Origin of the sequence: Nocardia sp. CDC159 (genome assembly GCF_023740735.1) — a bacterium.
GTDB classification, from domain to species: Bacteria; Actinomycetota; Actinomycetes; order Mycobacteriales; family Mycobacteriaceae; genus Nocardia; species Nocardia pulmonis.
This window is the reverse complement of sequence record NZ_JAMRXH010000022.1, coordinates 25,805-52,131: the sequence shown is the minus strand read 5'-3', so window position 1 is coordinate 52,131 and position 26,327 is coordinate 25,805. Positions and strand designations below refer to the sequence as shown.

The window sequence follows — 26,327 nt, the reverse complement described above, 5'->3', positions numbered from 1 at the left end:
GAGAATCAACACGCCCGCAGCCTAGTTCAGCTACCGTCCCGCTTCGCTCAGCTCGCCCATCGCGAGTCGCACCTCCCGCTCCAGCAGATAATGGTTCACATCGATCCCGGCCCGCGATCCACCCGCCGCCGCACCGATCACCTGCGCCGCGGAATCGGCGACATTCCCCACGGCCCACACCCCATCCACACTGGTCCGCCCCGCACCGTCGACCCGCACCCAACCGCCCTCGCCCACTTGGCAACCCAGCGCCGTGAGCAGCCGGTCCCGTGGAATGAACCGGGGACCGACGAACACCGTCGACCGAGGCACGACCGAACCGTCGGCGAGTTCGACCCCGTGCAGCCGTCCGCCCTCGCCGACCAGCCGCGCCACCGCGCCGTCGACGATCCGAACACCCCGCGCGTCCAGGCGAGCTCGCTCCTCCCCGGTCAGCACGATCCGATCGGGAAAGAAGAGCACATCGGCCGACCATTGCCGCACCAGCGCGGCCTGATGGAGGGTGAACGGCCGGTTCTCGCCGCCGAGCACGCCGATCGGACGATCGCGGACCTCGTATCCGTGGCAGTACGGGCAGTGCACCACGTCCGCACCCCACCGTTCGCGAACACCGGGAATCGGCGGCAGCTCGTCGCGCAAACCGGTGGCCACCACCACCGCGCGCGCCGTCACATCCGCCGCCCCCTCGCATCGCACCTCGAACCCACCCGCACACCGCTCGATGGAACGCACTCGCGCACAACGCAACTCACCGCCGTAGGCGGCCAGCTCCGCGCGCCCGACGGTCAGCAGCCGCGCCGGATCCATCCCGTCGCGCGAGAGATAGCCGTGCAGATGTCGCGCCGGACCGTTGCGCGGCGACCCGGCATCGATCACCACCACCAGCCGCCGCGCCCGAGCCAGCACCGTCGCGGCACTCAGCCCGGCCGCGCCGCCGCCGATCACGACGACCTCGTACTCCACCATGATTGCTCCCCACTGCTCTTCGACTTGGCGACGCAGGCTAGCATTTTTGTAAACCAGTTAACAAAAGGAGGGCGATGACCGACCCCACCCTGCGCGACCTGACCTGCCAACGCTGGGCCGCCCACAACCCCACCCTGGACACCTCCCCCATGCGCTTGGTCGCCCAGATCAAACGCATCTCCGCGCTGCTCGATCTCGCCGTCGAAACCCTCTACGCCACTGCCGATCTCACCAGCGCCGAGGTCGGCCTCCTGGTCCCGCTCCGCTACGCCGACGAACCGCTCACCGCCATCCGCCTGGCCGAACATCTGAACATGACCCGGGCGGGGGTCGGCAAGACCCTCGCCAAACTCGAACGCCGCGGCCTCATCTCCCGCACCCCCAACCCCGACGACCGCCGCTCGGCTCTGCTGCGCATGACCCCCGCGGGCATCCGGCTGATCGATGACGTATTTCCCCGCGAACTACAGGCCCACGGGGCGCTGTTCACCGGTCTGGGCGCCGATCGGCCCCGGGTGCTCGAGGCGCTCGAGGTGCTGGCGCGCTCGATGGAAGGCGCTCTCGACTGACCCCGCCTCACCCGCCGGTGCTCGGATGGTCGTGCAGGAACTTCGGGACGACCATGCGCCAGGCGTCGACGACGAGTTCGCGCACGCGTGGCTCGTCGAGGGCGTTGGTCCAGCAGTCGACCCAGTTGTAGCGCAGGTCCGAGGGGCGGGGGAGGTGGAAGGTGTCCGGCTCGGCGGCGATCAGCGCGGCGCGTTCGGCCTTGGGATAGGCGAAGCCCATGACCGTCTCGTCCCGGGAGAAGGCCACATAGACGATGCGCCCGACGCGGAACTTGATGCGGTCGGCGACGACCGCCTCGTACGAGCGGGGCAGCGACAGCGCTACCCGACGCACATCGTCGACGGTGATCATCGCCGGGCCTTTCGGCTACGCGGCCACCGGCGCGGGGCCGGGTCCGCCGCGCAGATCGTCGTGCAGGGAGCGGTGAATCGCGCAGCGGTGCACCGGGCCCGGGGTGACGAACGCCGGGTCCAGTCGCTGCGCGAAGGTGAGGTTGTCGCGCCGCCAGCAATCGATGCAGACCGGCTCTTTCATGGCGTCCTCCTCGGGCTCGCGTCGAAGGGGTTGTGCCAGTTGAATTCCCAGGCGGCCACCCGGATCGAACCACTTTACCCATCCGCTCACCGTGCCGCCGCCGAATCGTTATCGGATCCGACGCGGTTGACCTCGAGCCCACTCGAGGTTCCAGAATCCGATCATGACCACCTGGATATGTGACGGCTGCGGACTGGAACATCCGGATTCGGCCGCGCCACCGCCGCACTGCGTGCTCGCCAGTGCGGCCGTCGGCGACGAGGAACGCGGCGACCTCGGCCCGCACGGCCGCTGGACGACCCATGCGGAGCTCGCCCGACAACCGCATCGCATCGTCCATCGCGACCACGGCCGCGGCGTGCACAGCCTGCGCCGCGAACCCCGTCTGGCCATCGGCCACTGGTCCTTCCTCGTGCAGACCCCGCACGGCAACCTGCTGTGGGACCCGCCCGCCTACCTGGACGACGAAATCGCCGGGCTGGTCGGCGAACTCGGCGGCATCGCGGCAATCGCCACCAGCCACCCCCACATGTTCGCCGCCCAGATCACCTGGAGCCACGCCTTCGGCCGCGTTCCGGTGCTGGTGAACGAGCTCGATCGGGAATGGCTGCCCCGGCCCGACCCGGTGGTCCGATTCTGGACCGGCCACGCCGAACCGCTGCCCGGCCTGGAGCTGATCCACACCGGCGGCCACATGCGCGGCAGCTGCGTCGCCCGCACCCCCGACGGCACACTGCTCAGCGGCGACACCATCGCGGGCTGCCTCGACCCGAACTGGGTCTCCTTCCAGCGCAATGTCCCCCGCCACGTTCCGCTGTCCCCCACCGCCGTCCGCCGCATCGTCGACACCCTGGCCTCCTACGACTACGACCGCCTCTACACCCTCGGCGGCGACACCCTCGACCACGACGCGAAACAAACGGTCGAATCCGCCGCCACCCGCCATATCCGCTGGGTGAGCGGCGAATTCGACCATCTGATCTGATCGGCTATCCGATCGCGGCATTCAGCGCGGGCTGACCGCCCACGATCGGCAGCGCCACCCGGGTGGTGCCCAGGTTCACCGTGAAGCCGGGGCCGGGCTTGGGCCGCAGGGTGTACTCGTTGTCGCTGGACAGGATCACGATGCCGAGGCGGTGCCCCTTGGCCAGCACGTAATCGTGCGGCTGCATCTTGACGTTGATCCGGTATTCCTCACCGGGTTTGATCGGTGTGGTCTTGTCGATCGCGTCGCGGTTCTGCGGATCGGTCCAGCCGCGGGTGACGATGCGGGAGCTGCCGTCGGGAGCCCGATCCACCAGCAGGGCGGTCACATTCGCGGCCTGACGCTTGAACGCAACGCCCAGGTTGACCTCGACCGTCCCGCTCACTCGCAGCGGGGTCTTGGCGGCCTTGGACAGGTACGCCAGGCGATTCGGTGAGCTCTGAGCCGCGACGAGTTGGGAGGCGAGCTTGGTCGCGTCGTCGTCGAGGCTCTCGCTGACCGCGCCGACACCCATCGGGCCGCCCGGGACCAGACCGCCGGTCTGACGGCCGCCGGGCTGGAAGATCGTGGTGGCGGTCATGGTTCCCGGTGCGGGCCAGTCCGCCTCGTCCACCCAGGACTTGTCCTCACGCTGGACCGTCGACCTCGGTTCGAGGTCGATGCCGTTGTTCTGGCCCAGCAGGTATCGGGAGAACCACCGGTTCACCGTGCGCAGCCACTCCTGCTTGCGCAGCCCGATCGGATCGGTGTGACCCGATTGGTGCAGCCAGATCTTGTGCGGCACATTGGCTTTCGTTACCGCCTGGTACCACTGCGTGGCCTGCAGGGTCTTGACGTTGAAGTCGTTGAGGCCGTGTACCGAGAGCACCGCCGCGCGTACCTTGCCGACCTCGTTGAGGTAGTTGCGCTCGTCCCAGAACGGCCCGTAGTCGCCGGTGACCCGATCCTGTTTGCGCTCGAGCTCATCGATGATCGGCTTGCAGATATTGCGGTCGGCGCGGGTGTAGACGTACTTCGCGAGCACGTCGGTGTCCTCGCCCTGGTAGGTGCCGGGCGCGACCACCGCGCCGTTGGCCCGGTAGTAGTCGTACCAGTTGCTGATCGCGCCGATCGGCACGATCGCCTCGAGGCCCTGGACGCCGGTGCTGGCCACGGCGATGGGCAGGGTTCCGTTGTAGGACACGCCCATCATGCCGACCTTGCCGGTGGCCCAGCGGGCCGCGACCGGCTTGCCCTGGGCGTCGCGCGCCTGCGCGCGGCCGTTGAGCCAGTCGATCGGCGCCTTGGAGCCGACGGTCTCGTTGCGCCCGCCGGAGGTCGGGCAGCCGGTGGACTTACCGGTGCCCAGCGACTCGCCGTACATCACCGCGAAGCCGCGGGACAGGAAGTAGTCCTCGTACTGCCAGGTGATCCGGCCCTCGCGCAGGGTGATTCCGGCGGTCGCGAGCTCCTCGGTCGCGCGGCCGCGCATCGGCCCCGGCGGCAGGCCGGGCGGTAGCGCCGAGCGGGGGTCGCGCGCCCCCGGCGGCACGTAGAGCTCGACGTCGACGTTGTGGTTGGCGACGTCGTTACCGCCGGAGAAGTACGGGCTGGCCTGGTAGACGACCGGCAGCTTGCCCTTGGCCCCGGCCGGGCGCACGACCTGCACGTGCACCTCGTCGTCCTTACCGTCGCGGTCGCTGTCGATGGGCGCGCGCACCCAGACGTCCTCCCGCACGGCCTCGGCCGCATTGAACACCGGCTGCGCCTCGCCGCCGGAGAAGCTGGGTTCGGCCGATGGTGGGGCCGCGACCGCGGTGCCGCCGGACAGCAGCAGTGCCGCGGCCGCGGCGAACAGCACGACCCGCTGTGATTGTCGCCGACTGGATGCCATGATTCCCTCCTGAGGCCCGTTCACCAAGATCCCGCGGGCAGCGAAAATCGCACTGGCCCAACGGAATTGCCCGGGAAAACCAATGGTAGAGGGCATATCCACCGGTAATGACCCGAATCCGACCGGCAGGATGGCTATTCGATAAGAACAGGGGCACAACAAGATTGGGTAACGCGGGCGACATGATCTCTGCTTCGGTGCGTTTCACGCATCGGCAACCTTCCGGCGGCTCCCGCCGCAACGTCGTGACCGCCCACAACGCCCCGGCAAGATCAGCCCTGCTACCGCCCAGCCGCATCCCCTCGGCGCCGTCGCAGCCGTCCGAGGAGGCCGATAGGGGTATCGAGTCGCCTGCGGCGATACACCACCGCCGTGATGGTCTGCCCCAGCGAATCGGTCACGTGGAAGTACTCGCCTCCCATATCCGCTGCCACACGGGCGATCTCATCGATCACCCCGTGAATGTCCCCGGCCCCCATCGGACTCAACGCCATCTCGACCACCCCCACCGACTCGAACTCCTCGCCCGGCGCGACATCGAGCTCCTCCGCCACGACTCCCACGAACCCAACTGTCGACCCCCACGCCGACGGAAGTCAATACACCGCACGACGGGGATGATGGCCCCATGCCCAGCCTGCTGTCCTGCGCCGATCCGCTCCAACCGCGACGCACCGATCCCCACTTCGCCCCCGAAACCGCCGCGGCCCAACGCCTCGGCGCGACCATCGGCCTCATCGACCACGACCTGCTGCTGACCGGCGACGCCGCGGCCGCCGTCCGGAACGTCCCCCGCGACCTCGGTCCTGCCTGGTACCGCGGCTGGATGATCCCCTCGCGCGCCTACGCGGCGCTCGCCGAGGCCCTCGCGGCACGCGGAACACCCCTGCTGACCCACGCCACGGCATATCGCACAGCACACGAATTACCGGGCTGGTACGAGACATTCGCGGCCGTGACCCCCGCGAGCCGATGGCTGCCCACCCCACCGGGCCACATCCCCGACCCAGCCACCCTCGCCACCCTGGCAGCCCCACTCGGCAACGGCCCCGGCATCGTCAAGGACTACGTCAAATCGGCCAAGCACGCCTGGGAGACCGCCTGCTACATCCCCGACCTCGCCGACACCACCCACCTGCACCGAGTCGTCACCGCGTTCCTCGCCGAACAGGGCGACCATCTCGCCGGCGGAATCGTGCTGCGGTCCTACGAACCCTTCGGCGCCACCAGGGCGGCCGAGGCAAGGGTGTGGTGGCTGGATGGAGCGCCAGTGCTGGTCACCGCCCACCCGGATACCCCGACCGAATGTCCCGCTCCCCCGTTGGACGCCGTCGCCGAACGCGTCGTCGAACTCGATACCCGTTTCCTCACAACGGATCTCGCCTTGCGCGCGGACGGTGTCTGGCGGGTCGTGGAGGTCGGCGACGGCCAGGTATCCGACCTGCCCGGCGGCATGGAACCGGGGCCGATCATCAGGGCTCTGCTCGACGCGCCCGAAGCGAATCGTCGCCGTCCCCCACCCTGCGGACTCGGGTCGTCGCTGCGGTGACAGGCTTGCCCCGACGATCTTCAGCGCGCAATCGCGCGACCGGCCGCCCGTCACGATCGACGAGTACCGAATGGGATTCGTTGTCGGCGAAGGCATGACGTTCACCCCATTGGCGCAACGCCACGACCACGGTGAACAGATCGCGCCCCGCCTCGGTGAGTTCGTAGCTGTGCCGCTTGCCGCCGGGGTTGGTGCTGGTGGTGAGGATGCCGTGGTCGACGAGGCGGCGCAGGCGGTCGGTGAGGATGTTTCGGGCGATGCCGAGGCGCTGCTGGAATTCGGTGAAGGTGGCCGCGCCGTCCATGGCGTCGCGCACGATCAGCAGGCTCCAGCGGTCGCCCACGAGGTCGACGGTTCGCGCGACGGGGCAGGTGGGGTCGGTCCAGGCGCGGCCGGGAGCGGGCGTCGTGGTCATGAGCCTCCCTCGTTGGGTTGCAATCTGAAACCATTATTGCCTACGCTCGAATGGTTGCATTTTGCTACTTATTGGGAGGCGTGATGGCGACAGGGGTTTCGAGGTCGCAGCGGTTCGTCCTGGCGCTGGTATGCGCGGTGGCCGTGTCGACGATCTATGCGATTCAGCCGGTACTGGCAGCGGCGGGTGCCGATCTGGGTTTGGGTCGGGGGTGGCTGGGCGGGCTGGTGGCCGCCGGGCAGATCGGATACTTCGCCGGTCTGGTTCTGCTGGTCCCGCTCGGCGACGTGCTGAATCGCCGTCGGCTCATCACGATTCATCTGTTGCTCACCGCCGCGGGGGCCGCGGTCACGGCCGCCGCCCCGAACGGGGCCGTCGCCATTGCGGGACTGGCGGTCGCCGGTCTGTTCGCGGTCGTGGTTCAGGTGAGCGTCGCCTATGTCGCCGCCGTCTCCGCGCCCGGCGAGCGGGGCCGCAATATCGGTGCGGTCACCTCCGGTGTCGTCATCGGCATCCTCGGCGTCCGCGTCCTGGCGGGCGTGCTGGGCGACATTGTCGACTGGCGGGCCGGGTACGCGGCGCTCGCCGTATTCTGCACGGCCCTGGCCCTTCTCGCCCGTGTGGTGCTCGACCCCGATCCCAGAACTTCCGGCGCACGGTACGCGCAGGTGCTGACCTCGATGGGCCGGCTGGCGCGCACGGATCGGCTGTTCCAGAGCCGCGGTCTGATCGCCTTGTTCCTGTTCGCCTCCTTCGGAACCCTCTGGAGCGGGCTCGCCCTCCCCCTCGGCGCCGCGCCCTGGCACCTCGGCACCACCCAGATCGGGCTGTTCGGTTTGGCGGGCCTCGCCGGAGCGCTCGGCGCGGCCCGCGCGGGCCGCTGGGCCGATTCCGGTCACGCACAGGCGATCACCGGTTCGGCACTGGCCCTGCTCACCGCCTCCTGGCTGCTCATCGGCCGGGCCGAAACCAGTCTGTGGTTACTCGTCCTCGGCATCGTCGGGCTCGACTTCGCCGTCCAGGCAGTCCAGGTCAGCAGTCAGCACCTGCTGACCGTGGCACATCCCGACCGCGCGAGCAGCGTCATCGGCGCCTACATGGCCTGCTACTCGCTCGGCTCCGCCCTCGGCGCGCTCACGACCACCTGGACATACAGCAACTGGGGCTGGCCCGCCTCCTGCTGGGCAGGCGCGGCGTATTCCCTTGCCGCACTGACACTGTGGGGCCTGACCCGCGGCGACCGGACTCAGCAACAATCTCCACTCGCCCCGAGCACGATGGCCGACGCCCGGGCGAGCACCTCGTCCCGGGTGCTGCCGTCGTGACCGGCGGCCAGGAGCTGATTGCCGATGGCGAGACAGAATGCGAGCAGGCTGCGGGCCTCGACCTCGTCCGGATCCGCACAGCAGGCGGCGAATGTCTCGCGCAGCCAGCCCATTCGCCGATCGTCCACCCGGCGCAGCCGCGCGGCCACCGACTCGTCGCGCCGGGCCCAGTCGCGGATCGCCAGATCGATGGCCAGCAACCGGTCCCACCCGGGCAATTGGCTGGCGAGCAGTATTCTCGCCCGCGGATCGTCCTCGGATTCGACGCGGTCGAGCACCTCGTCGATGCTCTCGCGCTCCCAGGTGTCCAGCATCGCTTCCAACAGCGCGTCGCGATCGGCGAAGTAGCCGTAGAACCCGCCCTTGGTCACCCCCAGCGCCTTGGCCAGGACCTCCACCCGAACCGCGTCCACCCCGCTCGCGGCCAATGTCCGCAGTCCCTGCTCGATCCACGTCCGGCGTGGAGTGCGGGCCACGCCCACGCTGCGCCTCCTCTTTCCTTCTATACGCCACCGTATATCAGCGCTAGACTCCGTCCTATACGCCACCGTATATCAGGAATCGAGGGAGGGCCCATGATCAAGTGGGCTGGCTGGATCATCACCCTGTGCGGGGTCATGCACACGGTCGGCGCGCTGACCGTCGAGGGCGCCGCGCGCCACGCCGGGGCCTGGTTCAGCGGCGAGCTGTGGAACGACGACCTCGCCGCGATGAGCCCCGCGAACAGCGCGTACTGGCTGTCGATGGCCAGCTTCGGCGTGCCGCTCACCGTACTCGGCGTGACCGTGCTGTGGCTGGACCGTCGCGGCATCACCCCACCGTCGTTCATCGCGTGGACGCTGCTGGCCTGGACCGTGATCGACGCCATCGTCCTCGCGTTCACCCCCTGGCCGGTCTTCCTGCTCGCGACCGTCCTGCTGCTGATCGGCGCCCGCCGCGCCGATTCCGCGCCGCGCTCCGGCGCCGCGCAGACCGCCTCGTGACCGCCGCCGTCACGAAAGACGCTGGGACGCGGCATCGGTCGCGTCCCCGGTGGGCAAAGTGACGGTGAATCGCGCCCCACCGAGCGCATCGTCGTCGACACGGATAACGCCGCCATGACGTTCGACGACGTCGTGAACGATGGCAAGCCCCAGGCCCGCGCCGCCGTCGTCGCGGCTGCGAGCATCGTCGAGGCGGACGAAACGCTGGAAGATCCGATCCCGATCGGCGACCGGAACCCCCGGACCGTCGTCGGCGACCTCCAGGATCGCCCGGCCCGCACCGCCCCGCACCGCGATCCGCACGGTCGCCGCCGCGTGCCGTTGGGCATTGTCGACCAAATTGGTCACCACGCGACCGAGCTGAATCCGGCTGCCCGCCACGGTGACCGGCGCATCGGGCAGCGCGGCCCGGACCGGATGGCGATCACCGGCTCGGCGGGCGAGTTCGTCGCGGACCACCGCGACCAGGTCCACGGGCTCACGTCGAGCTTGTTCGCCCGCGTCGAGGCGGGCCAGCAGCAGCAGATCCGCGGCCAGATGTTCGAGCCGCACGGTGTCTCCGATGAGGCCATCCAGGGCGAGCAGCCGCGGGTAGGCGTGTGCGACCTCGAGCTGGGTGCGCAGGCTGGCGATGGGACTGCGCAGTTCGTGGGCGGCGTCGGCGATGAAACGGCGCTGCCGGTCCGCGGCAGCCTCCAGGGCGGCGAGGGTGCTGTTGGTCGTGCGGGCCAGGCGGGCGATTTCGTCGCGGGCGGCCGGTTCGGGCACCCGGCGGGACAGATCGCCGCCCATGATCTCGGCCAGTTCGCTGCGGATCGCCTCCACCGGCCGCAGGGCGCGGCGGGTCACCAGCCAGGTCACCATCGCCACCAGGGCGAGCAGCGGTCCCAGGCCGATCAGCATGGCATCACGGACCCCGGCGACCGCCCGGTCGGCGGTGGCGAGCGAGGCGCCGGAGTAGATCGTCACGTCCTGGCCGCGCGGGGTGGTCATGCCGATGGCGGCCACGCGATAGGAGTCGGCGCGGGTGCCGTCGTGGTCGATCGACAGCCGCACATCGCCGAAAGTGGTCGCGGTGGTGGACAGGCCGCGAATCGCCGGATCGTCATCGTCGTCGTCCTCGATCGCGCGCACGGAACCGGTTCCCGCCGAGGCGAAATCGGCCATCGGCGGCAGGTCGCGCAGATCATCGTCGGCGGCCAGCACCTTCCCCGCGGACGAAACCACCTGCACCGGTTGACTGTCCGCGTCGGGCAGCTTCAGATTCGACAGCTCGGTGCCGACCGCGATCTGCGCGGCCACATCATGCGCGGTCATCTCCGCCTGCAGGCTCGCGCTGTCGACCAGGTTGTGCCGCAACACCGTCAGCACGGCGATTCCGGCGGCCACCAGCGCGGCCGCGACGACGGCCGTGGCCAGCGCCGTGGTGCGGGCCCGCACCGAACTCCACCATCGCCATCGCCGCCGATCAGCCATGGTCGGCGGCCAGCAGATAACCGGCGCCGCGCACCGTGCGAATCGACCGCCGCCCGAACGGGGTATCGATCTTGCGGCGCAGCGCGCTGATGTAGACCTCGACGATATTCGGATCGCCGTCGTAGGCGAAGTCCCAGACGTGGTGCAGGATATCGGCCTTCGACACGATCTGCCCGGCGTGCACGGCAAGGTGCTCCAGCACCGCGAACTCCTTCGCGGTCAGGCTCACCTCCCGATCGCCACGGCGGCAGGTGTGCGTACCGGGCTCGACGGTCAGATCGCCGACCCGCAGCGACGGGACGCCGCCGCGCGTGCGACGGCGCAGCAGGGCGCGAATGCGGGCGAGCAGCACCACGTAGGAGAACGGCTTGCTCAGATAGTCGTCGGCGCCGGTGTCCAATCCCTCGGCCTCGTCGTATTCGCCGTCCTTGGCGGTGAGCATCAGGATCGGCGTCTCGTGGCCCGCGGCGCGTAGCGTCGCACAGACGCGGTAGCCGTTCATCTTCGGCAACATGACATCGAGGATGATCAGGTCGTAGTCGCCGGTGCTCGCGCGATGCAACCCGTCGGCGCCGTCGTGGACCGCGTCCACGGCGAAACCCTCGGCCGCCAACCCCTTTGCCAGGGTGTCGGCGAGCCGCTTCTCGTCCTCCACGATCAGCAGACGCATCCCCTCAGCCTGACAGATCGTTCCTGAAGCGCGTTTCAGGTGTCTTCAGCAGGGCTTCAGCCACGTCCTGCCAGGGTGGTGAACGTAGTCGAAAGTTCACCGTCACAGGAGGATTCACCATGGCTTTCATTCGCCGTCACCGCGCCGGACTGCTCGTGACCGGAACGGCCGCCGCCGTCCTCGTCGGCGGCGGTGTCGCGCTGGCCGCCGCGTCGTCGGCGGACGGCACCGTCGCATCGCGCCTGCCGGGCTATGAGCGCCTCGCGAATCCGACGGTCAGCACCCAGCAGGCCGAGGACGCGGCACGCCAGGCCGTGCCCGGCGCCACGGTGGAGGGCACCGACCTGGACCACGATCACGGCGCCACGGTGTGGGAGGTCGACGTCCGCAACCAGCAGGGTGTCGAGTACGAGGTGCGCGTCGACGCGGGCAACGGCACGGTGCTGTCGGTCGAGCAGGACGACGACTGACCACCGCGGCCGCGGCTGCCTCCGTCACCGTCGCGACGGAGGCAGCCGCTCGCGCGTATATCCGCTCCGATTCCGGGGTCATAACAGCCTGCCGAGGACGCCACCGCGGCCGGATACGACATCGATGGGCGCCATCGGCAGACCTTCGGACAGTCCCATGTTTGCACCTCCCTTCGCCGGGAACCAAACCCGTTGCGGTGCATCCCCTCTCACCGCCCGGTCACAGAGTCATTCGCCGCCGCGCGAGGCCCGGATTTATTTCCGCTCGGAAATTCCAAGTGAACGGTCGGTGTCCCGCTCCGCCGCGGCACAGCGAGATCCGTTGCGCTCCACGGATGCGTGGGAGACCGGGAACCGTTGTTCGGCACGTCCTCGCTCACGTAATGTCGCGCGCATGGCTTGCAGGATCACCGAACTGGTCATCGATTGTGCCGACCCGCAGCGGATGGCGGACTTCTGGTGCGAGGTCCTCGGCTACGTCGAACTCGGCTGGGAGGGCGACACCCACCTGGAGATCGGCCCGCCCGGAATCGGCTTCGGCGGTCCGCAGCCCACCCTGATATTCGGTCGCAGTACCGATCCGAGGAGCGGGAAACTGCCCCTGCATTTCGATGTGAACCCCACCGACCGTGACCAGGACGCGGAATTGGAACGGCTGCTCGCCGCGGGCGCGCGCAAGGTCGACATCGGCCAGACCGGTCACGTGTCCTGGCATGTCCTGGCCGATCCGGAGGGAAATGAATTCTGCCTGCTCCGCCGTCGGGTCGAGGAGGTGGCCGTCGCTCAGGAGGCCCGGTAGTCGGGCCCATTTCCTCACGGACGCGGTATCAGCCCCAGCCCGATGAGAATCGAGACGATGGCCGCCGGTATCCCGACGGCATCTGCCACGATCCCGGTCAGAATTCCCAGGGCGACGAGCGCTGCCGAGCCCGCGCCGAGGACCGTGGGAACAGCTGCCGAGCCGACACCGAGGACCGCTGGGAGAGCCGAGGAGCCCAGGCCCAGAATCGCGGTGCCGGAACCGAGAATCGCCGATCCTAGTTCAGAGCCCATCGGGAACGCTCCTTCCGAGCGGGATAACGAGCACTGATACCGAGCTGGAAGCCATTCAGCAGTACATACGCGTAGGCCATGATAGAAGCCCACCGGCGCACAATCGTGCATATCCCCCTCCACCATCCCGGGAAGCCACGCGCGGCGGTGTCGCGTCGATGCGGAAAAACCGGTGAGCGCGTGGAGTGATATCCGCCCGATACCTCCTCGGGCGTCCCGACCGGGAGAAACTCCTCCGGGCCGGTACTGGCCGGGTGGACGGCGGACGCCCGGGACCTCCACCCGCACCGGCGATCAGCACAGTCGACGCGGGCTTCAGCCGGGTGCACAAGGGCGGCTCGACCAGCGACAGCACCCAGCCATGTTCGGCCGGACGCACCGTTGCGCACTCAGCCGCGCAGCACCGCTCCCACGGCCTCGGCCGCGGCCGACACCGCGCAATCCCTTGCCGCACTTGCCTCGTCCTCGGTCAGGGTGCGGTCGGGGGCACGGAAGCGCAGGGCGTAGGTGAGGGATTTGCGTCCCTCGCCCGCCTGGGCGCCCTCGTAGACGTCGAACAGCGAGATGCTTTCCAGCAGCGCACCGGCGCCGGCGCGCAGGGCCTGTTCGACCGAGGCCGCCGGGACGGCCCGGTCCACACTCACCGACACGTCCTGCAGCACCGCCGGGAAGGGGGAAACCGCGGGGGCGAGCCGGATTTCGCGCAGCGGCAGCGCGTCCAGGTCGAGTTCGAGGGCGCAGGTGCGCGGGGGCAGGCCGGATCGCTCCAACACCGCCGGATGCAGCTCGCCGGCGTGGCCGACGACCGCGCCGTCCACGACCAGTTCGGCGCAGCGCCCCGGATGCCAGGGCAGGTACGCGCCCGCCCGGCGCTCGATGGTCACTGCGGCGGCGTCGGCGATCGCGTCGACCAGGGCGAAGGCATCCCCCGCCTCGGCCGGACGGCCCGGCCCCCACGGACCGCGCGGATCGCGCCGCCCGGCCAGCACGGCCGCGACGTGCACCGGCTGCGCGGGCAGCGAATTCAGCAGCGCCGCGACCTGTTCGGCGCTCGGCCGCCGGTCCACCGCCAGCGGTTCCACGGGACCGGTCGTCGGGGTGGGCAGCACCACCTGGGCGATGCCGTAGAGCGCCAGATCGCGCTCGCCCCGTGAGATATTGCGGGCGGCCACCTCCAGCAGCCCGGGCAGCAGCGTGGTCGCCAGCTCCGCGCGCTCCACATCCAGCGGGTTGAGCACGCGCAGGCTGTGGCGGCGCGGATCGTCCTCGTCCAGACCCCAGGCGTCGAAGGCATTGCCGGGCATGAACAGTGAGATCGGCACCTCGACCGTCCCGGCGAAGGCCAGTGCGCGGCTCACCGCGCGGCGGCGGCGCTGGGTCGGGCTGAGCCCGCGACCGGCCGGGGCGGTCGGCAGCACCGACGGGATCTTGTCCAGCCCCTCGAGCCGCAGCACCTCCTCCACCAGATCGGCGGGCTGGGCCAGATCGGGCCGCCAGCTCGGCGGGGTGACCACCAGCTGTCCGTGCCCGGAGTCGCTGACCCCCACCTCGACCGCGCAGCCGATCTGGGCCAGTCGGCGCGCGGAGGTTCCGGTCGGATAGCTCACCCCGGCCGTGCGGTCGGCCAGGTCGATGTCGATGCGGATCGGCTGCGGACCCGGCGTCGGCACCCGGACGTCGGTCAGCACGGATTCGACTGTGCCCCCGGCGATCTCGGCCAGCAGTGTGGCCGCCCGATCGAGTGCGACGACATTGAGCTCCGGATCCACGACCCGCTCGTAGCGCTTGGCCGCCTCCGAGGGCAGCTTGTGGCGGCGCACGGTGCGCGCGACGGCCACCGGGTTCCAGGTCGCGGCCTCGAGCAGGATCTCGGTGGAGTCGCCGCCGACCTCGGTGGTCGCCCCGCCCATCACACCGGCCAGCGAGATCACCCCGGACTCGTCGGCGATCACCACGTCCTCGGCGTCGAGCGTGCGCTCCACATCGTCGAGCGTGCGCAGCGTCTCGCCCTTGTTGGCGCGGCGAACCACCAAGCCGCCGTTGAGCTTCGAGGCATCGAATGCGTGCAGCGGCTGGCCGAGCTCGAGCATGACGTAGTTGGTGACGTCGACCGCGGGCGAGATCGGGCGGACCCCCGACAGCAGCAGCCGTCGCTGCAACCACCACGGGCTCACCGCATTCGGGTCGATGCCGGTCACCTTGCGCACCGCGAACCGCGTGCACAGCGACTCCGGCTCCAGTCGAATCGACCACGCGTCGGCCTCGGCGTCGGGCAGCGTGCGCACGGCCGGATCGGCGTACTCCAGATCGAAGCCGCAGGCCAGCTCGCGCGCCAGGCCGCGCACCGAGAAGGCGTAGCCACGGTCGGGGGTGATGGCCAGCTCCACGACGGTGTCGCCGAGCCCGAGCAGCTCGTTGGCGTCGGCGCCCGGCTCGGCGGTGCCCGGCTCGAGCACCAGGATGCCCGAGTGGTCCTTACCGATGCCCAGCTCGGCGACCGAGCAGATCATGCCGTTGGAGGTGTGCCCGTAGGTCTTTCGCGAAGTGATCTTGAAACCGCCCGGCAGCACGCCGCCCGGCAGCACCACCACGACCAGGTCGCCGACCCCGAAATTGGTCGCGCCGCAGATGATTTCCTGCAAGTCGGGCTTGCCGATGTCCACCCTGCAGAACCGGATCGGCTTCTTGAACTCGGTCAGCTCGGTGATCTCGGCGACGCGGCCGACCACCAGCGGCTGCTCGATGTCACCGCCGACCCGCTCAAGGGTCGCGATCTCCTCGACCTCGAGACCGACCCGGATGAACCCGGCGTCGAGCTCCTCCGGCGTCACCGCCCACTCGGGCGTGGTGCGCCGCAGGATTTCGGCCAGCCAGGACTGCGCTACTCGCACTTGACGTTTCGCTTCCTCGTGTAGAGACGGTCAGGACTGGATGCCGAACGGCAGCGTGAAACGCACGTCGCCCTCGACGATGTCGCGCATATCCGGAATGCCGTTGCGGAACTGCAGGGTGCGCTCCAGACCCATGCCGAACGCGAAGCCGCTGTACACCTCCGGGTCGATGCCGCTGGCGATGAGCACGCGCGGATTCACCATGCCGCAGCCGCCCCACTCGACCCACCCGGCCCCGCCCTTCTTGTCCGGGAACCAGACGTCGACCTCCGCGGAGGGCTCGGTGAACGGAAAGAAGCTGGGGCGCATGCGGGTTCGGGTATCCGGCCCGAACAGCGCCCGCGCGAACGCGTCCAGGGTGCCCTTGAGATGCGCCATGGTCAGGCCCTTGTCCACGGCCAGGCCCTCGACCTGGGAGAACACCGGGGTGTGGGTGGCGTCCAGCTCGTCGGTGCGGAAGGTGCGCCCCGGGCACACCACATAGACCGGCAGTTCGCGCTCGAGCAGCGAGCGCACCTGCACCGGGGAGGTGTGGGTGCGCAGCACCTGGCGCGAACCCTCCGGCGCGACGTGGAAGGTGTCCTGCATGGTGCGCGCCGGATGATCGGGCAGGAAGTTCAGCGCATCGAAGTTGAAGTGCTCGGTCTCGACCTCGGGCCCCTCGGCGACCTCCCAGCCCATCGCGACGAAGACGTCGGCGATCCGCTCCGAGAGCACGGTGATCGGATGCCGCGCGCCGACCGCCTGCCGCCGCGCGGGCAGCGTGACATCGATCGCCTCGGCGACCAGCACCGCCGCATCGCGCTCGGCCTGCAGCTGCGCCTGTCGGGCCTGGTAGGCGTCGGTCACCCGGGCGCGAGCGACGTTCACCCGCTTCCCGGCGTCGGCCTTCTGCTCCTTGGGCAGAGTGCCGAGCGAACGCTGGGCCAGCGAGATGGGCGATTTGCCGCCCATGTGCTCGGTCTTGGCCGCCGCGAGCGCGTCCAGGTCGGCGGCCGCGGCGAACGCCTTCTCCGCCGCTTCGGCCGCGGCCGAGAGCGATTCCTCGCTCAGGGCCTCGTTCTGTTCGGCTGCGTTGTCCTCGGCCACGATGCTTCGTCTCTCCCCTGCTGCTCCGGGTCTCGCGGGCGGTTGCCCGTCCCATATTGTCGCTGGTCGCATCGTAGGCGATGCGACCAGGCCGCTTCACCGAGATTTCCGCTGCTCACGCCCGTACGGTCGGAACGCGCTGGTCGGGAGTCGCCGGGAGCACTCGGCTTCTCGGTGACCGCCGTCACGGGCACGGCGGACGCCTGCGGCCTGGTCGCCGACCCGCGGTCCACACCGACGCAATCGCTGACGGCGAACATGATGCGGCGTCTCGGCAGATACGCCCTCCTCACCGCCGCACATGCAGCCCGAAACCGGTGCGCCCCACAAGTTCGAGTCCCTCCTTCAGCTGCAGCGCGGGGATCTCGTAGTCACCGAAGTTCTGCCGTCGGAACGGGATCGGCTCGGTCGACTGCAGGGTGAGCAGGCGCTCCTTCCATGCCTTGGCGACGTCCGCGTAGTCCGCGTCGGTCATCCGGTCGGCGCCGTAGCGCACGAACGGCGGCAGCACCTCGATGCCCGGGTAGTAGAGGATGCCGTGCTGGATCGGGAACAGCAGATCGTCGATGGGACCGTTGATTCCGCGCGCCGAGTAGTGCGACTGCGGGCCGCCGATGGTCACCGACAGCAGCGCCCTGCGGCCCGTGAGGGTGCCTTCGCCGAAGCGCTCGCCGTACTTGTCGGCGCTGTGCTCGCCGACGCCGTAGGCGAAGTGGTAGGTGAACACCCGATCCACCCAGCCCTTGAGGATCGCGGGCATCGTGTACCACCACAGCGGGAACTGGAAGATGATCGTGTCGGCCCACAGCAGCTTGTCCTGCTCGGCGCGGACGTCCGGGGTGAGCGTCCCGGCGTCGAAGGCCCGGCCCGAGTCCCGGGCGACCCGCAGCGGGTTCGAGGCGTCGGGGCCGTAGTCCGCGGCGTCCACGACCGCTTTCCAGTTCATCGCGTACAGGTCGCTCACCCGCACCTGATGCCCGGCGCGCTCCAGCGTGGACACCGCGAGGTCCTTCAGCGAGCCGTTGAGCGACTTCGGCTCCGGGTGGGCGTAGACGATGAGCGTCTTCATGCGAACTCCTTCGGATCGGATGCCCTCGATCCTGGGCGCCGTCGCGCCCGGCGTTCAGGGGCCGCTCGTCCATCGGACGGGACTTCCTGGTAACGACAGGACCACCCTCGTGCCCGGCGCCGCGGCAATACTTGTGCCATGGACGATCTCGCGGGCTTCCTGCGGACTCGGCGTTCCCGGGTCGATCCGGCCAGCGTCGGCATTCCCACCGACCGGTACCGCCGGGTCGAAGGGCTGCGCCGCGAGGAGGTCGCGCATCTGTCCGGCGTCAGCGTCGACTACTACGTGCGCCTCGAGCAGGGCCGCGCGACCGAACCGTCCGAGCAGGTCCTCGACGCACTCGCCCGCGTCCTACGCCTCGACGAGACCGAACGGGGCCACCTCTACCGGCTCGCCCGGCAGCGGCACCGCCGCCCGAAGGCGCCGGGCGGCCGCGTCCGCCCGGAGCTGCTGCGCGTGCTCGACCTGGTGGCCGAGGCGCCCGCGTTGATCATGAACCACCGCCTGGACGTGCTCGCCGGAAACCGCCTCGCCGGACTCCTCTACGGCCGGGCCATGCCGGGCCTGAACACCGCTCGGCACCTCTTCCTCGAGGAAGCCGAGCGCGGCCTGTACGCGGAGTGGGAGCACTGCACCCTGGACATGGTCGGCCATCTGCGCCTGGCCGCGGGCAAATACCCCGAGGATCCCGGCCTGGCCTCGCTCATCGGCGAACTCGCGATGGGCAGCGATCGTTTCCGCCGTCTCTGGGCGCGCGCGGACGTGCGCGCTCGCACCCACGGCCGCAAGACCTTTCGGCATCCGCTGGTCGGCGTACTGGAACTGCATCAGGAGAACTTCGCCCTACCGGACGAATCGGGGATGGAACTGCTGGTGCTGTCCGCGCTCCCCGGCAGTCCCGCCGAGGACGGGCTGCGCCTACTCGCGGGTCTGGGAGCGGCCAGCGCTGACGCGCAGTCCCCCGTCGACACGCGGATCCGCGAATAACGCATCTCCACTCGCGGCGGTGAAAAGCGGTTGCCCGCCCCGTATCGCCGTGACCATCATGGCGGCATGTCGGGCCCTGAGGAGTCGCTGCGATACGGCGGCGTGGAATTGCGTCGACTGCGCGATACCGACGAGGAGACGCTGCACCGGGTCGTGAACGAATCACTCGCCCATCTCCGGCCCTGGATGAGCTGGGTGACACCCGCCGGTGAACATCCACGCGCGGCGATAGCGCAGTTCCTGGCCCATACCCGCGCCGCCTGGGACGCGGGTGACTCGTATTCCTACGCGATCACGGTGAACGGGCAGATAATCGGGGCGTGCGGTCTGGAACAGCGCATCGGTCCCGATGGGCTCGAAGTCGGCTACTGGTTGCATCCCGCGTACACCGGCCACGGGTACGCCACCGCCGCCGCGGCCGCCCTCGTCGATCAGGCCTTCGCACTATCCGGAATCGAACGGGTCCAGATCTGGCACGACATCGCGAACACCGCGAGCGCGGCGGTACCGCGCCGACTCGGCTTCACCCAGATCGCGCGTCGCACACCCCCGCGTGATCCGATGACTCCCGGCGAGGTCGGCGTCGACGTGGTGTGGGAACTGTTGCGCCCAACCGAGGATGTGCCCGCTCCTAGCGATCGGCGCCGGGGAGGCTGACCGGATCGGAGTCGGGCGGGATGTTCTGCGCGCCGCGCAGGTGCGGGGTCGGTGGCACGGGGCGGCGAGGTTCGCGGACACCGGCCGAACCACCGCCGCCGAGCTCGGGTGGGCCACCCACGGACACCTTGCGGCCGAAGATGCGGCGCAGGGCTTGTTTCAATGCGGTCAACATGGCATCCAGTGTGCCGCGCAACGCCATTCAGTTGTGGCAGATATTCCTGTCGGCGAAAAACAGCAGCAGTTCGGTGACCTTGGCGTCGGGGCCGGAGGAGGCGTTGATTCCCTTGAACCCGTAGCGGTGTGCGGGATGACCGGGCACGGCGGCCGAGCTCCAGTCGACGCCCAGTCGCAGGTCCGGATAGGCCGCGCGGACCTGGGTGAGCGTGGAGCCCACGTAGATTCCCTCCGGAGTGCGCGGGTTCATCGTGTGGATCGAGACGACCTTGCGTTCGTTGAAGTAGCCGCCCCACCCGGCACGGGCGGAGAAGGCGCGGCATGCGCCGGGATCGTCCGCGGGTTCGACCGCGGAGATCACCGTGTGTCCCCGGGCCTGAATGTCGGTCATTCCCAGGTTGATTCCCTGGTAGCCGAGGGGTCCCAGAACGGCGACCGCGCGCTCCTCACCGGTCGACGGAGCGGGCGGCGGCGCCGAGATCGCCGGGGGCAGAGTCGGAGGCGGCGCTACCGAGCTGGACGGCAGGCCGACCGAGGTCGTCGGCGATCCGCTGCCCACCTCCGGTTCGGTCGCGCATGCGGCACCGAAGGCTGGGGCCAGCAGTAGGACAGCGGCCATCACCCAGGGCACGGTTCGCATCGGACTCCCCCGTCTTCTCCAGCAGATCATACCCTCGCCGCTCGCGGTTATCTCCTTCGACGGCAACGACTTTCGACGCGACCCGTGGCGTAGACCGGACCGGAGCGGGCATCCGGGCGATGTCCCACCTCTCTGACAGGAGACAGTCATGCGATCCTTACGCCGCCTACTGGTGATAGCCGCCTCGGCCGTCGTGCTCGGATTCAGTGCCACCGCAACCGCTTCGGCGGAGCCGGTCGCGTTACCTCCACAGGACAGCACATACCTGGTGGTCTCGCATCAGGGTCATATGGCGGAGATGATCTCCGGCGCGCGTGCCGCCCTCGGCGGCATGTGCCCGCAGGTGCGCCAGCTCGGCGCGATGCTCGTCGCGGACCACACGCGTCTGGACGCGATGGGCGCGGCGGTCGCCCTCCCGAACGGGGTGATGCTGCCGTTGACGCCGAATCCCGATCAAATCCAGCAGATCATGAACACCAGCGTGCTGATGGGCCGCGATTTCGACCTGGCCTGGCTGCGCATGCAGGAGCGGTTCCATATCCAGTCCCTCCAGGCCGGTGCCCAAGAGCAGACATTCGGCACCTCCGACCAGGTGAAGACGCTGGCCCGCAACGCCGAGCCGGTGGTCGCCCACCATCTGATGATGGTGCGTGACGCCCTCACCCGCTGCTGACCGCACCTCGGTGGTCATGGCGAACCCACCGCCGTGACCACCGGCATCCGCGCATACTCCTAGAAGAACGACTGGTCGGTTCGCTATGATCGGACTGCTGTGATCTGCATCCCTCTCCCCACGGAAGGCGGTCGGAATCATGAGCAATGCCCTTGTCAGCGATGCCGCTTCGAGCAGGATCCGCATGCGGTTCGACCTCCTGGACGCCAATGGGGACGGCGTACTGGAGGAGTCGGATTTCCTGATGCTGGCCGAGCGAATCATCACCGGTCTGGGAGAACCGCCCACCTCGGCCAAGGCACGGGCCCTGATGGCCTCGCATCGAGGATATTGGCAGGGTCTGTTGGCCCACGCCGATGCGAACGGCGACGGCGTGGTGAGTAGGGCGGAATACCTCGCCGCGGTCACCGACTCCACGTCGAACGCGGCCTATCTGCGACCGTATGCGGACGCGGTCGCCGCGATCTGTGATCGCAATGACGACGGCATGATCGACCGGGCCGAATACACCGACTACATGCGGGTGGTCGGATTCGACGCCGACCACGCCGCCGCGATGTTCGCCAAGCTCGACACCGCGGGGACCGGAAGGATCACCGCGACGGAGTGGGCCGACGTGATCTGCAGGTACTACACCAACACCGCCGAGGACCCGATCGCCGACCTGCTCACCCACGCATGAGCACCCCGGCCGTCGCAGCCCCCGCGCCCACCACCTCGAATACCCCATTCGACGTCCACGGCTTCGACGCGATCGTGTTCGCGGTGGGCAACGCGTTCCAGTCCGCACATTTCTTCGTCAGCGCCTTCGGGATGACTCCGGTCGCCTATCGGGGGCCGGAGACGGGCAGTCCGGCCGAATGTTCCTATGTATTGCGTTCGGGCGCGGCCGTTTTCGTGGTCACCGGCGCTACCCGGGCGGGCACGGAACTCGGTGAGCACGTCCATGAACACGGCGACGGGGTGATCGATATCGGTCTGGCGGTGTCCGACGTCGGCGCCGCCTACGACCACGCGCTGGCACAGGGCGCGCGGGGCCTGGTCGAGCCGCACCAGATCCGTGACGGGGACGGGACCGTGACGCTCGCGACGATCGCGGCCTACGGACAGGTCCGGCACACCTTCGTCGACCGGTCCCGCTACCACGGCGTCCACCTGCCCGGCTACACCGCGACGACCCTCGCGATGTCCGGCGCCCAGGCCCCGTACTTCCACGCGGTCGACCACTGTGTCGCCGCCGTGGCGGCGGGCCGAATGGACGAATGGGTGGACTTCTACCAACGGATCTTCGGCTTCGCCACGATGGCGGAGTTCGTCGACGGGGAGATCTCCACCAAGTTCTCGGCTCTGCGATCCCGCGTCGTCGCCGACCCCCGGCGGCTGGTGAGATTCCCGGTCGTGGAACCGGCCGAATCCGCCCGCAACAGTCAGGTCGACGAATTCCTGCAGTTCTACGGCTGCCCCGGAGTACAACACGTCGCCCTCGCCACCGACGACATCCTGACCGCGATCGACGGCATGCGCGCCCGCGGCGTGGAATTCCTGCCCACCCCGGCCACCTACTACGACGACCCGGGCCTGCTCGACCGGATGGGCCCCATCACCACCCCGATCGCCGAACTCGCCCGCCGCGGCGCGCTGGTCGACCGCGACGAACACGGCCACCTTCTGCAAATCCTCACCCGCCCACCACAGGACCGCCCGACCGGCTTCTTCGAACTGATCGAACGACACGGCTCCCAGGGTTTCGGCGTCGGCAATTTCGCCGCGCTGTTCCAGGCGATCGAACGCGAACAGGACCGCCGCGGAAACCTCTGAACCCGGACAACGTTCTCCGGTCGCCAACCAGCGCCGTGTCGAGCGGGCGATGCCGCGGGCGGGTCGGTACGCTCTCGCGTGACCTGCGAAAGGAGCGTTCATGAGCGCCGCCACCACCGTCGATCGGTTGGCCGACATCGCGTTTCCGCTGCCGCCGTGCCCGGATCTGAGCCGGGCGTTCCATGAGGAATGGCCGGTGCGGTTGGGGGACACCGACGGTGACCAGCGGCTACGGCTCGACGCGGTGGCCAGATACCTCCAGGACATCGGATACGACCATTTGAAGGTGGTCGAGGAGGGGGATCTGCATCGGGGGTGGATCGTTCGCCGCACCGTGATCGACGTATTGCGCCCCATCGAGTTCGGCGACCAGGTGCATCTGCGGCGGTGGCCGTCCGCGCTGTCGAATCGGTGGTGCAACATGCGCATTCAGGTGTGCAGCGAGAACGGCGGCCTGATCGAGACGGAGATGTTCCTCATCCACGTCGACATCGAGGCCGGGCGCCCGGCGCGCATGAGCGACCGATTCATGGCGCCGATGCTCGCGGCGACCACCGAACACCGGCTGCGGTGGCAGGCCGCGCTCGCCGAGCACACCGATGTCGACGCCGAGGCGTGGCCATTCCCGCTGCGGGTGACCGACGTCGACCACTACGGGCACGTCAACAATGCCGTGCACTGGGAGGCGATCGAAGAGGCACTCGCCCGGTTCCCCGAGGCGCACACGCCGCCGTACCGGGTGATCCTCGAACACGCGGGCCCGGTGATGGCGGGCGACGACGTGCTGATCCGCGCCTGGCAGAGCGACACCGGCCTGCACGTGCAGCTCGAGGTCGACGGCAGCGCCCGCACCTTGGCCCGCATCGAATCACGTCCCCTCGCGCCGTCCTGACCGCCAGGTCGGGCGCATCGGCTCGGTCGACAGACATCGAAATCGTTCGGTCCCCCAGGGCGATTCACCGCCTTGGGGTATCGACCGTGCCTCGATCACTTCGAATCGCGGCCTTCGACAACGGTTTCCGGCGGCGGATAGTCGGAATAGAACCCCGCACCCGATTTGACGCCGAGCTTGCCGCTGTCGATGTAGCGCCGCAACAACTTTCGCGGCTCGGTCGGCAGGTGGGGATTCTCCTCGGCGTAATGCTGCTCGATGTCGTAGACGACGTCGAGGCCCACCTCGTCCATCGCCCGGAAAGGGCCCATGTCGACCCCGAGCTCGAGCCGGAAGATCTCGTCGACGTCCGCCGGCGTCGACACGCCCTCGGCGACGACGGCCAGCGACTCCCGTTTGATCGCCGCCCAGATCCGATTGAAAATGAATCCGGTACTTTCCCGATGCACCAGAAACGGTCGCAGACCGTAGTCGGGAAGGATGGTCATCAGGAAGTCCAGCACCCGCGGCGACGTCTCGCCGCACGACATCACCTCCACGGTGATGCCGATCGGCGGATGGGTGAAATGGGTGTTGAGCATACGCTGGGTGGTCGACAGGCCCGCCACGATCAACCGGCTCGCGTACGACGAGGAATTCGATGCCAGAATCGCATCCGGCGGTGCCGCGGCCTCCAATCGGGCGAACAGGGCCTGTTTGAGATCGAGCCGCTCCGGGATGGATTCGACGACCAACCACGCCCCGTCGACGGCATCCGCCAGGTCCGCGGCGTATTCGGCGCGACCCCGCATCCATTCCGGGTGGCTCTGCCTCGCCTCGTCGAATTGCCGATCCACGAAATCGACTGCCGCCGCACCCTGTTTCGCATCCAGATCATGGATACGGACCAGACCACCACGGGTCGCGAACATCAAGGCAATACGACGCCCCAATGTTCCGGCGCCGACCACGGCGACCGGCCGGTCGAGATAATCCGAGGGGATAGTCACAGAACCTCCAGACGGCTGGATGGCGCACGGTGTCCGAACAGACCAAAGCTATATCCGTCGGAGGCCCGCAACGCGATTCGGCGCGACCTTTGTCGAATACGGCAAAGGTGACCGCAGACACTGGTCGCGTTGCGCAAAGGCGCATACACTATGTATGAGACATACATTATGTATATAATATACACACCCAATCCCTAGGAGGTTTCCGTGGAGACCGTGGATGTGGTGATCGTGGGCGCGGGTGTCGCGGGGCTGGTGGCCGCCCGCGAACTCACGCGGGCCGGTCGGCGCGTCGTGGTGCTGGAAGCCCGCGACCGCGTCGGTGGGCGGTTGCTCAACGACACACTGCCCGACGGCGGATCGATCGAGGTGGGCGGGCAGTGGGTGGGACCCGGCCAGCAGCGGGTGCTCGAGCTCATCGAGGAACTCGGACTGACGACCTACCCCACCCACACCGAGGGCCGGGCCGTCACCGAACTGGGCGGCCGGCGCAGCGTGCACACCGGCCAGACCCCGCCGCTCGACCCGCTGGTCCGCGCCGACCTCGGTCGGGCGTTGACACGGCTCGACCGGCTCGCGGCGCAGCTATCCACGACGACGCCCTGGCAATGGGATCGGTCACGGCGGCTGGACGGGCAGACCTTCGAGACCTGGATCCAGCGTCATCTCCTCACCCGTTCCGGGCGTACCTACCTGAGCCTGATGATTCGCGCCATCCTCGCCGCGGAACCGGCGGACATCTCGGCGCTGTGGGTCTGCTACTACATCGCCTCCGCCGGCGGCTTCGGATCGTTGCTCGCGGCGCAGCAGAGCCGGGTCGTGGGCGGCACCCAGCGCATCGCCGTCGCGCTGGCCGATCAGCTCGGCGACCGGGTGGTACCGAACAGCCCGGTGACCCAGGTGGACTGGACGGGCAACGCCGTCGAAATAACCTGCGCCAGAGGCGAATCGTGGCGGGCCCACAGGGCGATCATCGCGATTCCGCCGGTACTGGCCGGACGAATCCGCTACACCCCGGGCCTGCCGTCCGACCGCGACCAGCTCACCCAGCGCATGCCGACCGGTCGGGCGATCAAGGCCAACGTGGTCTACGAGGAACCGTTCTGGCGTCGCGCCGGGCGCAACGGCCAGGCCACGAGCGATCGTCGCCTGGTGAGCTTCGTCTTCGACAACACCCCGCTCGCGGGGACATCCGGCGTGCTGGTCGGCTTCATGGTCGGCACCAACGCCGACACCGCCGCCGAGCTGTCGCAACAGCAACGCCGTCGACACGTGCTGGCCGACCTGAGCTCATACTTCGGCCCCGAGGCCGCAGAACCCATCGCCTACATCGAACACGACTGGAACACCGAGGAATACACCCGCGGCGGCGGCACCACCTTCACCACCCCGCTGGCCCTCACCCGATTCGGACCGGCGCTCAGCCGCCCGATCGGACCGCTGCACTGGGCCGGAACCGAGACCGCCACCGTCTGGAACGGCTACATAGACGGCGCCATCCAATCCGGCCAACGCGCGGCCCAGGAGGTCGACGCAGTCCTCGGCCCTCTCGGCAGCCCCGCGCCCTGACCGCCAT

Annotated in this window: 30 protein-coding genes; 14 read left to right on the top strand and 16 right to left on the bottom strand. The window is 69.0% G+C overall.

What is annotated here, in order from left to right; genetic code table 11:
- Positions 1 to 30: 30 nt before the first annotated feature.
- The gene (locus NDR87_RS33205; RefSeq protein WP_251917863.1) at positions 31 to 966 is read right to left on the bottom strand and encodes an NAD(P)/FAD-dependent oxidoreductase; all 936 of its coding nucleotides are present in this window, start codon (positions 964 to 966) and stop codon (positions 31 to 33) included.
- A 74-nt stretch (positions 967 to 1,040) separates the two neighbouring features.
- Between NDR87_RS33205 and NDR87_RS33200 the strand changes: the two genes are divergently transcribed.
- Positions 1,041 to 1,535 (top strand): MarR family winged helix-turn-helix transcriptional regulator, encoded by a 495-nt coding sequence (locus tag NDR87_RS33200; protein ID WP_251917865.1) that lies wholly within the window; start codon positions 1,041 to 1,043, stop codon positions 1,533 to 1,535.
- A 7-nt stretch (positions 1,536 to 1,542) separates the two neighbouring features.
- Here NDR87_RS33200 and NDR87_RS33195 read toward each other — a convergent pair whose 3' ends face one another.
- Together NDR87_RS33195 and NDR87_RS33190 are read right to left on the bottom strand one after the other, a co-directional pair.
- The gene (locus NDR87_RS33195; RefSeq protein ID WP_251917866.1) at positions 1,543 to 1,887 is read right to left on the bottom strand and encodes an MmcQ/YjbR family DNA-binding protein; all 345 of its coding nucleotides are present in this window, start codon (positions 1,885 to 1,887) and stop codon (positions 1,543 to 1,545) included.
- 15 nt (positions 1,888 to 1,902) lie between these two features.
- A complete protein-coding gene (locus tag NDR87_RS33190) occupies positions 1,903 to 2,070 on the bottom strand; it encodes a hypothetical protein (RefSeq protein WP_251917867.1) in 168 nt (55 codons plus the stop codon).
- A 163-nt stretch (positions 2,071 to 2,233) separates the two neighbouring features.
- On the opposite strand from NDR87_RS33190, the gene NDR87_RS33185 reads away from it, so the two are divergent.
- Positions 2,234 to 3,055 carry a hydrolase gene (locus NDR87_RS33185; protein ID WP_251917869.1) on the top strand — a complete coding sequence of 274 codons (822 nt, stop codon included), beginning with the start codon at positions 2,234 to 2,236 and terminating at the stop codon, positions 3,053 to 3,055.
- Between the two features lie 4 nt (positions 3,056 to 3,059).
- On the opposite strand, the gene NDR87_RS33180 is transcribed toward NDR87_RS33185, so the two are convergent.
- Positions 3,060 to 4,928 (bottom strand): Xaa-Pro dipeptidyl-peptidase, encoded by a 1,869-nt coding sequence (locus tag NDR87_RS33180; protein ID WP_251917870.1) that lies wholly within the window; start codon positions 4,926 to 4,928, stop codon positions 3,060 to 3,062.
- Positions 4,929 to 5,209: 281 nt separating this feature from the next.
- The gene (locus NDR87_RS33175; protein ID WP_251917872.1) at positions 5,210 to 5,491 is read right to left on the bottom strand and encodes a hypothetical protein; all 282 of its coding nucleotides are present in this window, start codon (positions 5,489 to 5,491) and stop codon (positions 5,210 to 5,212) included.
- 65 nt (positions 5,492 to 5,556) lie between these two features.
- Between NDR87_RS33175 and NDR87_RS33170 the strand changes: the two genes are divergently transcribed.
- Entirely contained in the window at positions 5,557 to 6,477 is a 921-nt protein-coding gene (locus NDR87_RS33170) for an ATP-grasp domain-containing protein (protein ID WP_251917875.1), read from the top strand.
- On the opposite strand, the gene NDR87_RS33165 is transcribed toward NDR87_RS33170, so the two are convergent.
- Positions 6,401 to 6,892, bottom strand: coding sequence for a helix-turn-helix domain-containing protein (locus NDR87_RS33165; RefSeq protein WP_251917876.1), 492 nt, complete (start codon positions 6,890 to 6,892; stop codon positions 6,401 to 6,403). The genes NDR87_RS33170 and NDR87_RS33165 overlap by 77 nt on opposite strands.
- Positions 6,893 to 6,975: 83 nt before the next feature.
- Between NDR87_RS33165 and NDR87_RS33160 the strand changes: the two genes are divergently transcribed.
- On the top strand, positions 6,976 to 8,217 hold the full coding sequence (locus NDR87_RS33160) for an MFS transporter (RefSeq protein WP_251917877.1): 1,242 nt from the start codon (positions 6,976 to 6,978) through the stop codon (positions 8,215 to 8,217).
- Here the strand turns inward: NDR87_RS33160 and NDR87_RS33155 are convergent.
- Positions 8,139 to 8,699 carry a TetR/AcrR family transcriptional regulator gene (locus NDR87_RS33155; protein WP_251917878.1) on the bottom strand — a complete coding sequence of 187 codons (561 nt, stop codon included), beginning with the start codon at positions 8,697 to 8,699 and terminating at the stop codon, positions 8,139 to 8,141. The genes NDR87_RS33160 and NDR87_RS33155 overlap by 79 nt on opposite strands.
- A 93-nt stretch (positions 8,700 to 8,792) precedes the next feature.
- Between NDR87_RS33155 and NDR87_RS33150 the strand changes: the two genes are divergently transcribed.
- Positions 8,793 to 9,200, top strand: coding sequence for a DUF6463 family protein (locus tag NDR87_RS33150; protein WP_251917879.1), 408 nt, complete (start codon positions 8,793 to 8,795; stop codon positions 9,198 to 9,200).
- A 9-nt stretch (positions 9,201 to 9,209) separates the two neighbouring features.
- On the opposite strand, the gene NDR87_RS33145 is transcribed toward NDR87_RS33150, so the two are convergent.
- Both NDR87_RS33145 and NDR87_RS33140 read right to left on the bottom strand, forming a co-directional pair.
- Complete coding sequence (locus tag NDR87_RS33145) at positions 9,210 to 10,640, bottom strand: HAMP domain-containing sensor histidine kinase (protein ID WP_251917880.1); 1,431 nt, start codon at positions 10,638 to 10,640, stop codon at positions 9,210 to 9,212.
- A gap of 28 nt (positions 10,641 to 10,668) precedes the next feature.
- Positions 10,669 to 11,346, bottom strand: coding sequence for a response regulator transcription factor (locus tag NDR87_RS33140; protein WP_251917881.1), 678 nt, complete (start codon positions 11,344 to 11,346; stop codon positions 10,669 to 10,671).
- 119 nt (positions 11,347 to 11,465) lie between these two features.
- On the opposite strand from NDR87_RS33140, the gene NDR87_RS33135 reads away from it, so the two are divergent.
- A complete protein-coding gene (locus NDR87_RS33135) occupies positions 11,466 to 11,816 on the top strand; it encodes a PepSY domain-containing protein (RefSeq protein WP_251917882.1) in 351 nt (116 codons plus the stop codon).
- 394 nt (positions 11,817 to 12,210) lie between these two features.
- Positions 12,211 to 12,615 carry a VOC family protein gene (locus tag NDR87_RS33130; protein WP_251917883.1) on the top strand — a complete coding sequence of 135 codons (405 nt, stop codon included), beginning with the start codon at positions 12,211 to 12,213 and terminating at the stop codon, positions 12,613 to 12,615.
- Positions 12,616 to 12,629: 14 nt separating this feature from the next.
- Here NDR87_RS33130 and NDR87_RS33125 read toward each other — a convergent pair whose 3' ends face one another.
- The 4 genes from NDR87_RS33125 to NDR87_RS33110 all read right to left on the bottom strand — a co-directional run bounded on the left by NDR87_RS33125 (position 12,630) and on the right by NDR87_RS33110 (position 17,918).
- Complete coding sequence (locus NDR87_RS33125; protein ID WP_251917884.1) at positions 12,630 to 12,869, bottom strand: hypothetical protein; 240 nt, start codon at positions 12,867 to 12,869, stop codon at positions 12,630 to 12,632.
- A 389-nt stretch (positions 12,870 to 13,258) separates the two neighbouring features.
- Entirely contained in the window at positions 13,259 to 15,760 is a 2,502-nt protein-coding gene (pheT, locus tag NDR87_RS33120) for a phenylalanine--tRNA ligase subunit beta (RefSeq protein WP_251917885.1), read from the bottom strand.
- A 30-nt stretch (positions 15,761 to 15,790) separates the two neighbouring features.
- Positions 15,791 to 16,849 carry a phenylalanine--tRNA ligase subunit alpha gene (pheS, locus tag NDR87_RS33115; RefSeq protein ID WP_251917886.1) on the bottom strand — a complete coding sequence of 353 codons (1,059 nt, stop codon included), beginning with the start codon at positions 16,847 to 16,849 and terminating at the stop codon, positions 15,791 to 15,793.
- A 289-nt stretch (positions 16,850 to 17,138) separates the two neighbouring features.
- Entirely contained in the window at positions 17,139 to 17,918 is a 780-nt protein-coding gene (locus NDR87_RS33110; RefSeq protein WP_251917887.1) for an NAD(P)H-dependent oxidoreductase, read from the bottom strand.
- Positions 17,919 to 18,056: 138 nt separating this feature from the next.
- On the opposite strand from NDR87_RS33110, the gene NDR87_RS33105 reads away from it, so the two are divergent.
- Both NDR87_RS33105 and NDR87_RS33100 read left to right on the top strand, forming a co-directional pair.
- Positions 18,057 to 18,905 carry a helix-turn-helix transcriptional regulator gene (locus NDR87_RS33105; protein WP_251917888.1) on the top strand — a complete coding sequence of 283 codons (849 nt, stop codon included), beginning with the start codon at positions 18,057 to 18,059 and terminating at the stop codon, positions 18,903 to 18,905.
- Positions 18,906 to 18,971: 66 nt separating this feature from the next.
- A complete protein-coding gene (locus NDR87_RS33100; RefSeq protein WP_251917889.1) occupies positions 18,972 to 19,562 on the top strand; it encodes a GNAT family N-acetyltransferase in 591 nt (196 codons plus the stop codon).
- On the opposite strand, the gene NDR87_RS33095 is transcribed toward NDR87_RS33100, so the two are convergent.
- Entirely contained in the window at positions 19,537 to 19,737 is a 201-nt protein-coding gene (locus tag NDR87_RS33095) for a hypothetical protein (protein ID WP_251917890.1), read from the bottom strand. The two genes, NDR87_RS33100 and NDR87_RS33095, sit on opposite strands and share 26 nt — an antisense overlap.
- Positions 19,738 to 19,764: 27 nt before the next feature.
- On the bottom strand, positions 19,765 to 20,379 hold the full coding sequence (locus NDR87_RS33090) for a hypothetical protein (RefSeq protein WP_251917891.1): 615 nt from the start codon (positions 20,377 to 20,379) through the stop codon (positions 19,765 to 19,767).
- A gap of 148 nt (positions 20,380 to 20,527) precedes the next feature.
- Between NDR87_RS33090 and NDR87_RS33085 the strand changes: the two genes are divergently transcribed.
- The 4 genes from NDR87_RS33085 to NDR87_RS33070 all read left to right on the top strand — a co-directional run bounded on the left by NDR87_RS33085 (position 20,528) and on the right by NDR87_RS33070 (position 23,762).
- Positions 20,528 to 21,052: a DUF4142 domain-containing protein gene (locus tag NDR87_RS33085; protein WP_251917892.1), complete on the top strand. Its 525-nt coding sequence runs from the start codon at positions 20,528 to 20,530 to the stop codon at positions 21,050 to 21,052.
- Between the two features lie 184 nt (positions 21,053 to 21,236).
- Complete coding sequence (locus NDR87_RS33080; protein WP_251917893.1) at positions 21,237 to 21,734, top strand: EF-hand domain-containing protein; 498 nt, start codon at positions 21,237 to 21,239, stop codon at positions 21,732 to 21,734.
- Complete coding sequence (gene hppD / locus NDR87_RS33075; protein ID WP_251917894.1) at positions 21,731 to 22,870, top strand: 4-hydroxyphenylpyruvate dioxygenase; 1,140 nt, start codon at positions 21,731 to 21,733, stop codon at positions 22,868 to 22,870. Before NDR87_RS33080 ends, hppD begins: the two co-directional genes overlap by 4 nt.
- A 100-nt stretch (positions 22,871 to 22,970) precedes the next feature.
- Positions 22,971 to 23,762, top strand: coding sequence for an acyl-[acyl-carrier-protein] thioesterase (locus NDR87_RS33070; protein WP_251917895.1), 792 nt, complete (start codon positions 22,971 to 22,973; stop codon positions 23,760 to 23,762).
- 95 nt (positions 23,763 to 23,857) lie between these two features.
- Here the strand turns inward: NDR87_RS33070 and NDR87_RS33065 are convergent, their stop codons facing one another.
- Entirely contained in the window at positions 23,858 to 24,751 is an 894-nt protein-coding gene (locus NDR87_RS33065; protein WP_251917896.1) for a 3-hydroxyacyl-CoA dehydrogenase family protein, read from the bottom strand.
- 207 nt (positions 24,752 to 24,958) lie between these two features.
- On the opposite strand from NDR87_RS33065, the gene NDR87_RS33060 reads away from it, so the two are divergent.
- The gene (locus tag NDR87_RS33060) at positions 24,959 to 26,320 is read left to right on the top strand and encodes a flavin monoamine oxidase family protein (RefSeq protein WP_251917897.1); all 1,362 of its coding nucleotides are present in this window, start codon (positions 24,959 to 24,961) and stop codon (positions 26,318 to 26,320) included.
- Positions 26,321 to 26,327 lie beyond the last annotated feature (7 nt).

What these genes read in the sequence shown, in the direction of transcription:
- NDR87_RS33180 (WP_251917870.1), bottom strand. Translation starts at nt 4,928, where the DNA reads ATGGCATCCAGTCGGCGACAATCACAGCGGGTCGTGCTGTTCGCCGCG.
- NDR87_RS33085 (WP_251917892.1), top strand. Translation starts at nt 20,528, where the DNA reads ATGCGATCCTTACGCCGCCTACTGGTGATAGCCGCCTCGGCCGTCGTG.
- NDR87_RS33070 (WP_251917895.1), top strand. Translation starts at nt 22,971, where the DNA reads ATGAGCGCCGCCACCACCGTCGATCGGTTGGCCGACATCGCGTTTCCG.
- NDR87_RS33080 (WP_251917893.1), top strand. Translation starts at nt 21,237, where the DNA reads ATGCGGTTCGACCTCCTGGACGCCAATGGGGACGGCGTACTGGAGGAG.
- NDR87_RS33205 (WP_251917863.1), bottom strand. Translation starts at nt 966, where the DNA reads ATGGTGGAGTACGAGGTCGTCGTGATCGGCGGCGGCGCGGCCGGGCTG.
- NDR87_RS33185 (WP_251917869.1), top strand. Translation starts at nt 2,234, where the DNA reads ATGACCACCTGGATATGTGACGGCTGCGGACTGGAACATCCGGATTCG.
- NDR87_RS33140 (WP_251917881.1), bottom strand. Translation starts at nt 11,346, where the DNA reads ATGCGTCTGCTGATCGTGGAGGACGAGAAGCGGCTCGCCGACACCCTG.
- hppD (WP_251917894.1), top strand. Translation starts at nt 21,731, where the DNA reads ATGAGCACCCCGGCCGTCGCAGCCCCCGCGCCCACCACCTCGAATACC.
- NDR87_RS33100 (WP_251917889.1), top strand. Translation starts at nt 18,972, where the DNA reads ATGTCGGGCCCTGAGGAGTCGCTGCGATACGGCGGCGTGGAATTGCGT.
- NDR87_RS33135 (WP_251917882.1), top strand. Translation starts at nt 11,466, where the DNA reads ATGGCTTTCATTCGCCGTCACCGCGCCGGACTGCTCGTGACCGGAACG.
- NDR87_RS33125 (WP_251917884.1), bottom strand. Translation starts at nt 12,869, where the DNA reads ATGGGCTCTGAACTAGGATCGGCGATTCTCGGTTCCGGCACCGCGATT.
- NDR87_RS33090 (WP_251917891.1), bottom strand. Translation starts at nt 20,379, where the DNA reads ATGCGAACCGTGCCCTGGGTGATGGCCGCTGTCCTACTGCTGGCCCCA.
- NDR87_RS33105 (WP_251917888.1), top strand. Translation starts at nt 18,057, where the DNA reads ATGGACGATCTCGCGGGCTTCCTGCGGACTCGGCGTTCCCGGGTCGAT.
- NDR87_RS33170 (WP_251917875.1), top strand. Translation starts at nt 5,557, where the DNA reads ATGCCCAGCCTGCTGTCCTGCGCCGATCCGCTCCAACCGCGACGCACC.
- NDR87_RS33095 (WP_251917890.1), bottom strand. Translation starts at nt 19,737, where the DNA reads ATGTTGACCGCATTGAAACAAGCCCTGCGCCGCATCTTCGGCCGCAAG.
- NDR87_RS33200 (WP_251917865.1), top strand. Translation starts at nt 1,041, where the DNA reads ATGACCGACCCCACCCTGCGCGACCTGACCTGCCAACGCTGGGCCGCC.
- NDR87_RS33165 (WP_251917876.1), bottom strand. Translation starts at nt 6,892, where the DNA reads ATGACCACGACGCCCGCTCCCGGCCGCGCCTGGACCGACCCCACCTGC.
- NDR87_RS33130 (WP_251917883.1), top strand. Translation starts at nt 12,211, where the DNA reads ATGGCTTGCAGGATCACCGAACTGGTCATCGATTGTGCCGACCCGCAG.
- NDR87_RS33160 (WP_251917877.1), top strand. Translation starts at nt 6,976, where the DNA reads ATGGCGACAGGGGTTTCGAGGTCGCAGCGGTTCGTCCTGGCGCTGGTA.
- NDR87_RS33190 (WP_251917867.1), bottom strand. Translation starts at nt 2,070, where the DNA reads ATGAAAGAGCCGGTCTGCATCGATTGCTGGCGGCGCGACAACCTCACC.
- NDR87_RS33150 (WP_251917879.1), top strand. Translation starts at nt 8,793, where the DNA reads ATGATCAAGTGGGCTGGCTGGATCATCACCCTGTGCGGGGTCATGCAC.
- NDR87_RS33195 (WP_251917866.1), bottom strand. Translation starts at nt 1,887, where the DNA reads ATGATCACCGTCGACGATGTGCGTCGGGTAGCGCTGTCGCTGCCCCGC.
- NDR87_RS33110 (WP_251917887.1), bottom strand. Translation starts at nt 17,918, where the DNA reads ATGAAGACGCTCATCGTCTACGCCCACCCGGAGCCGAAGTCGCTCAAC.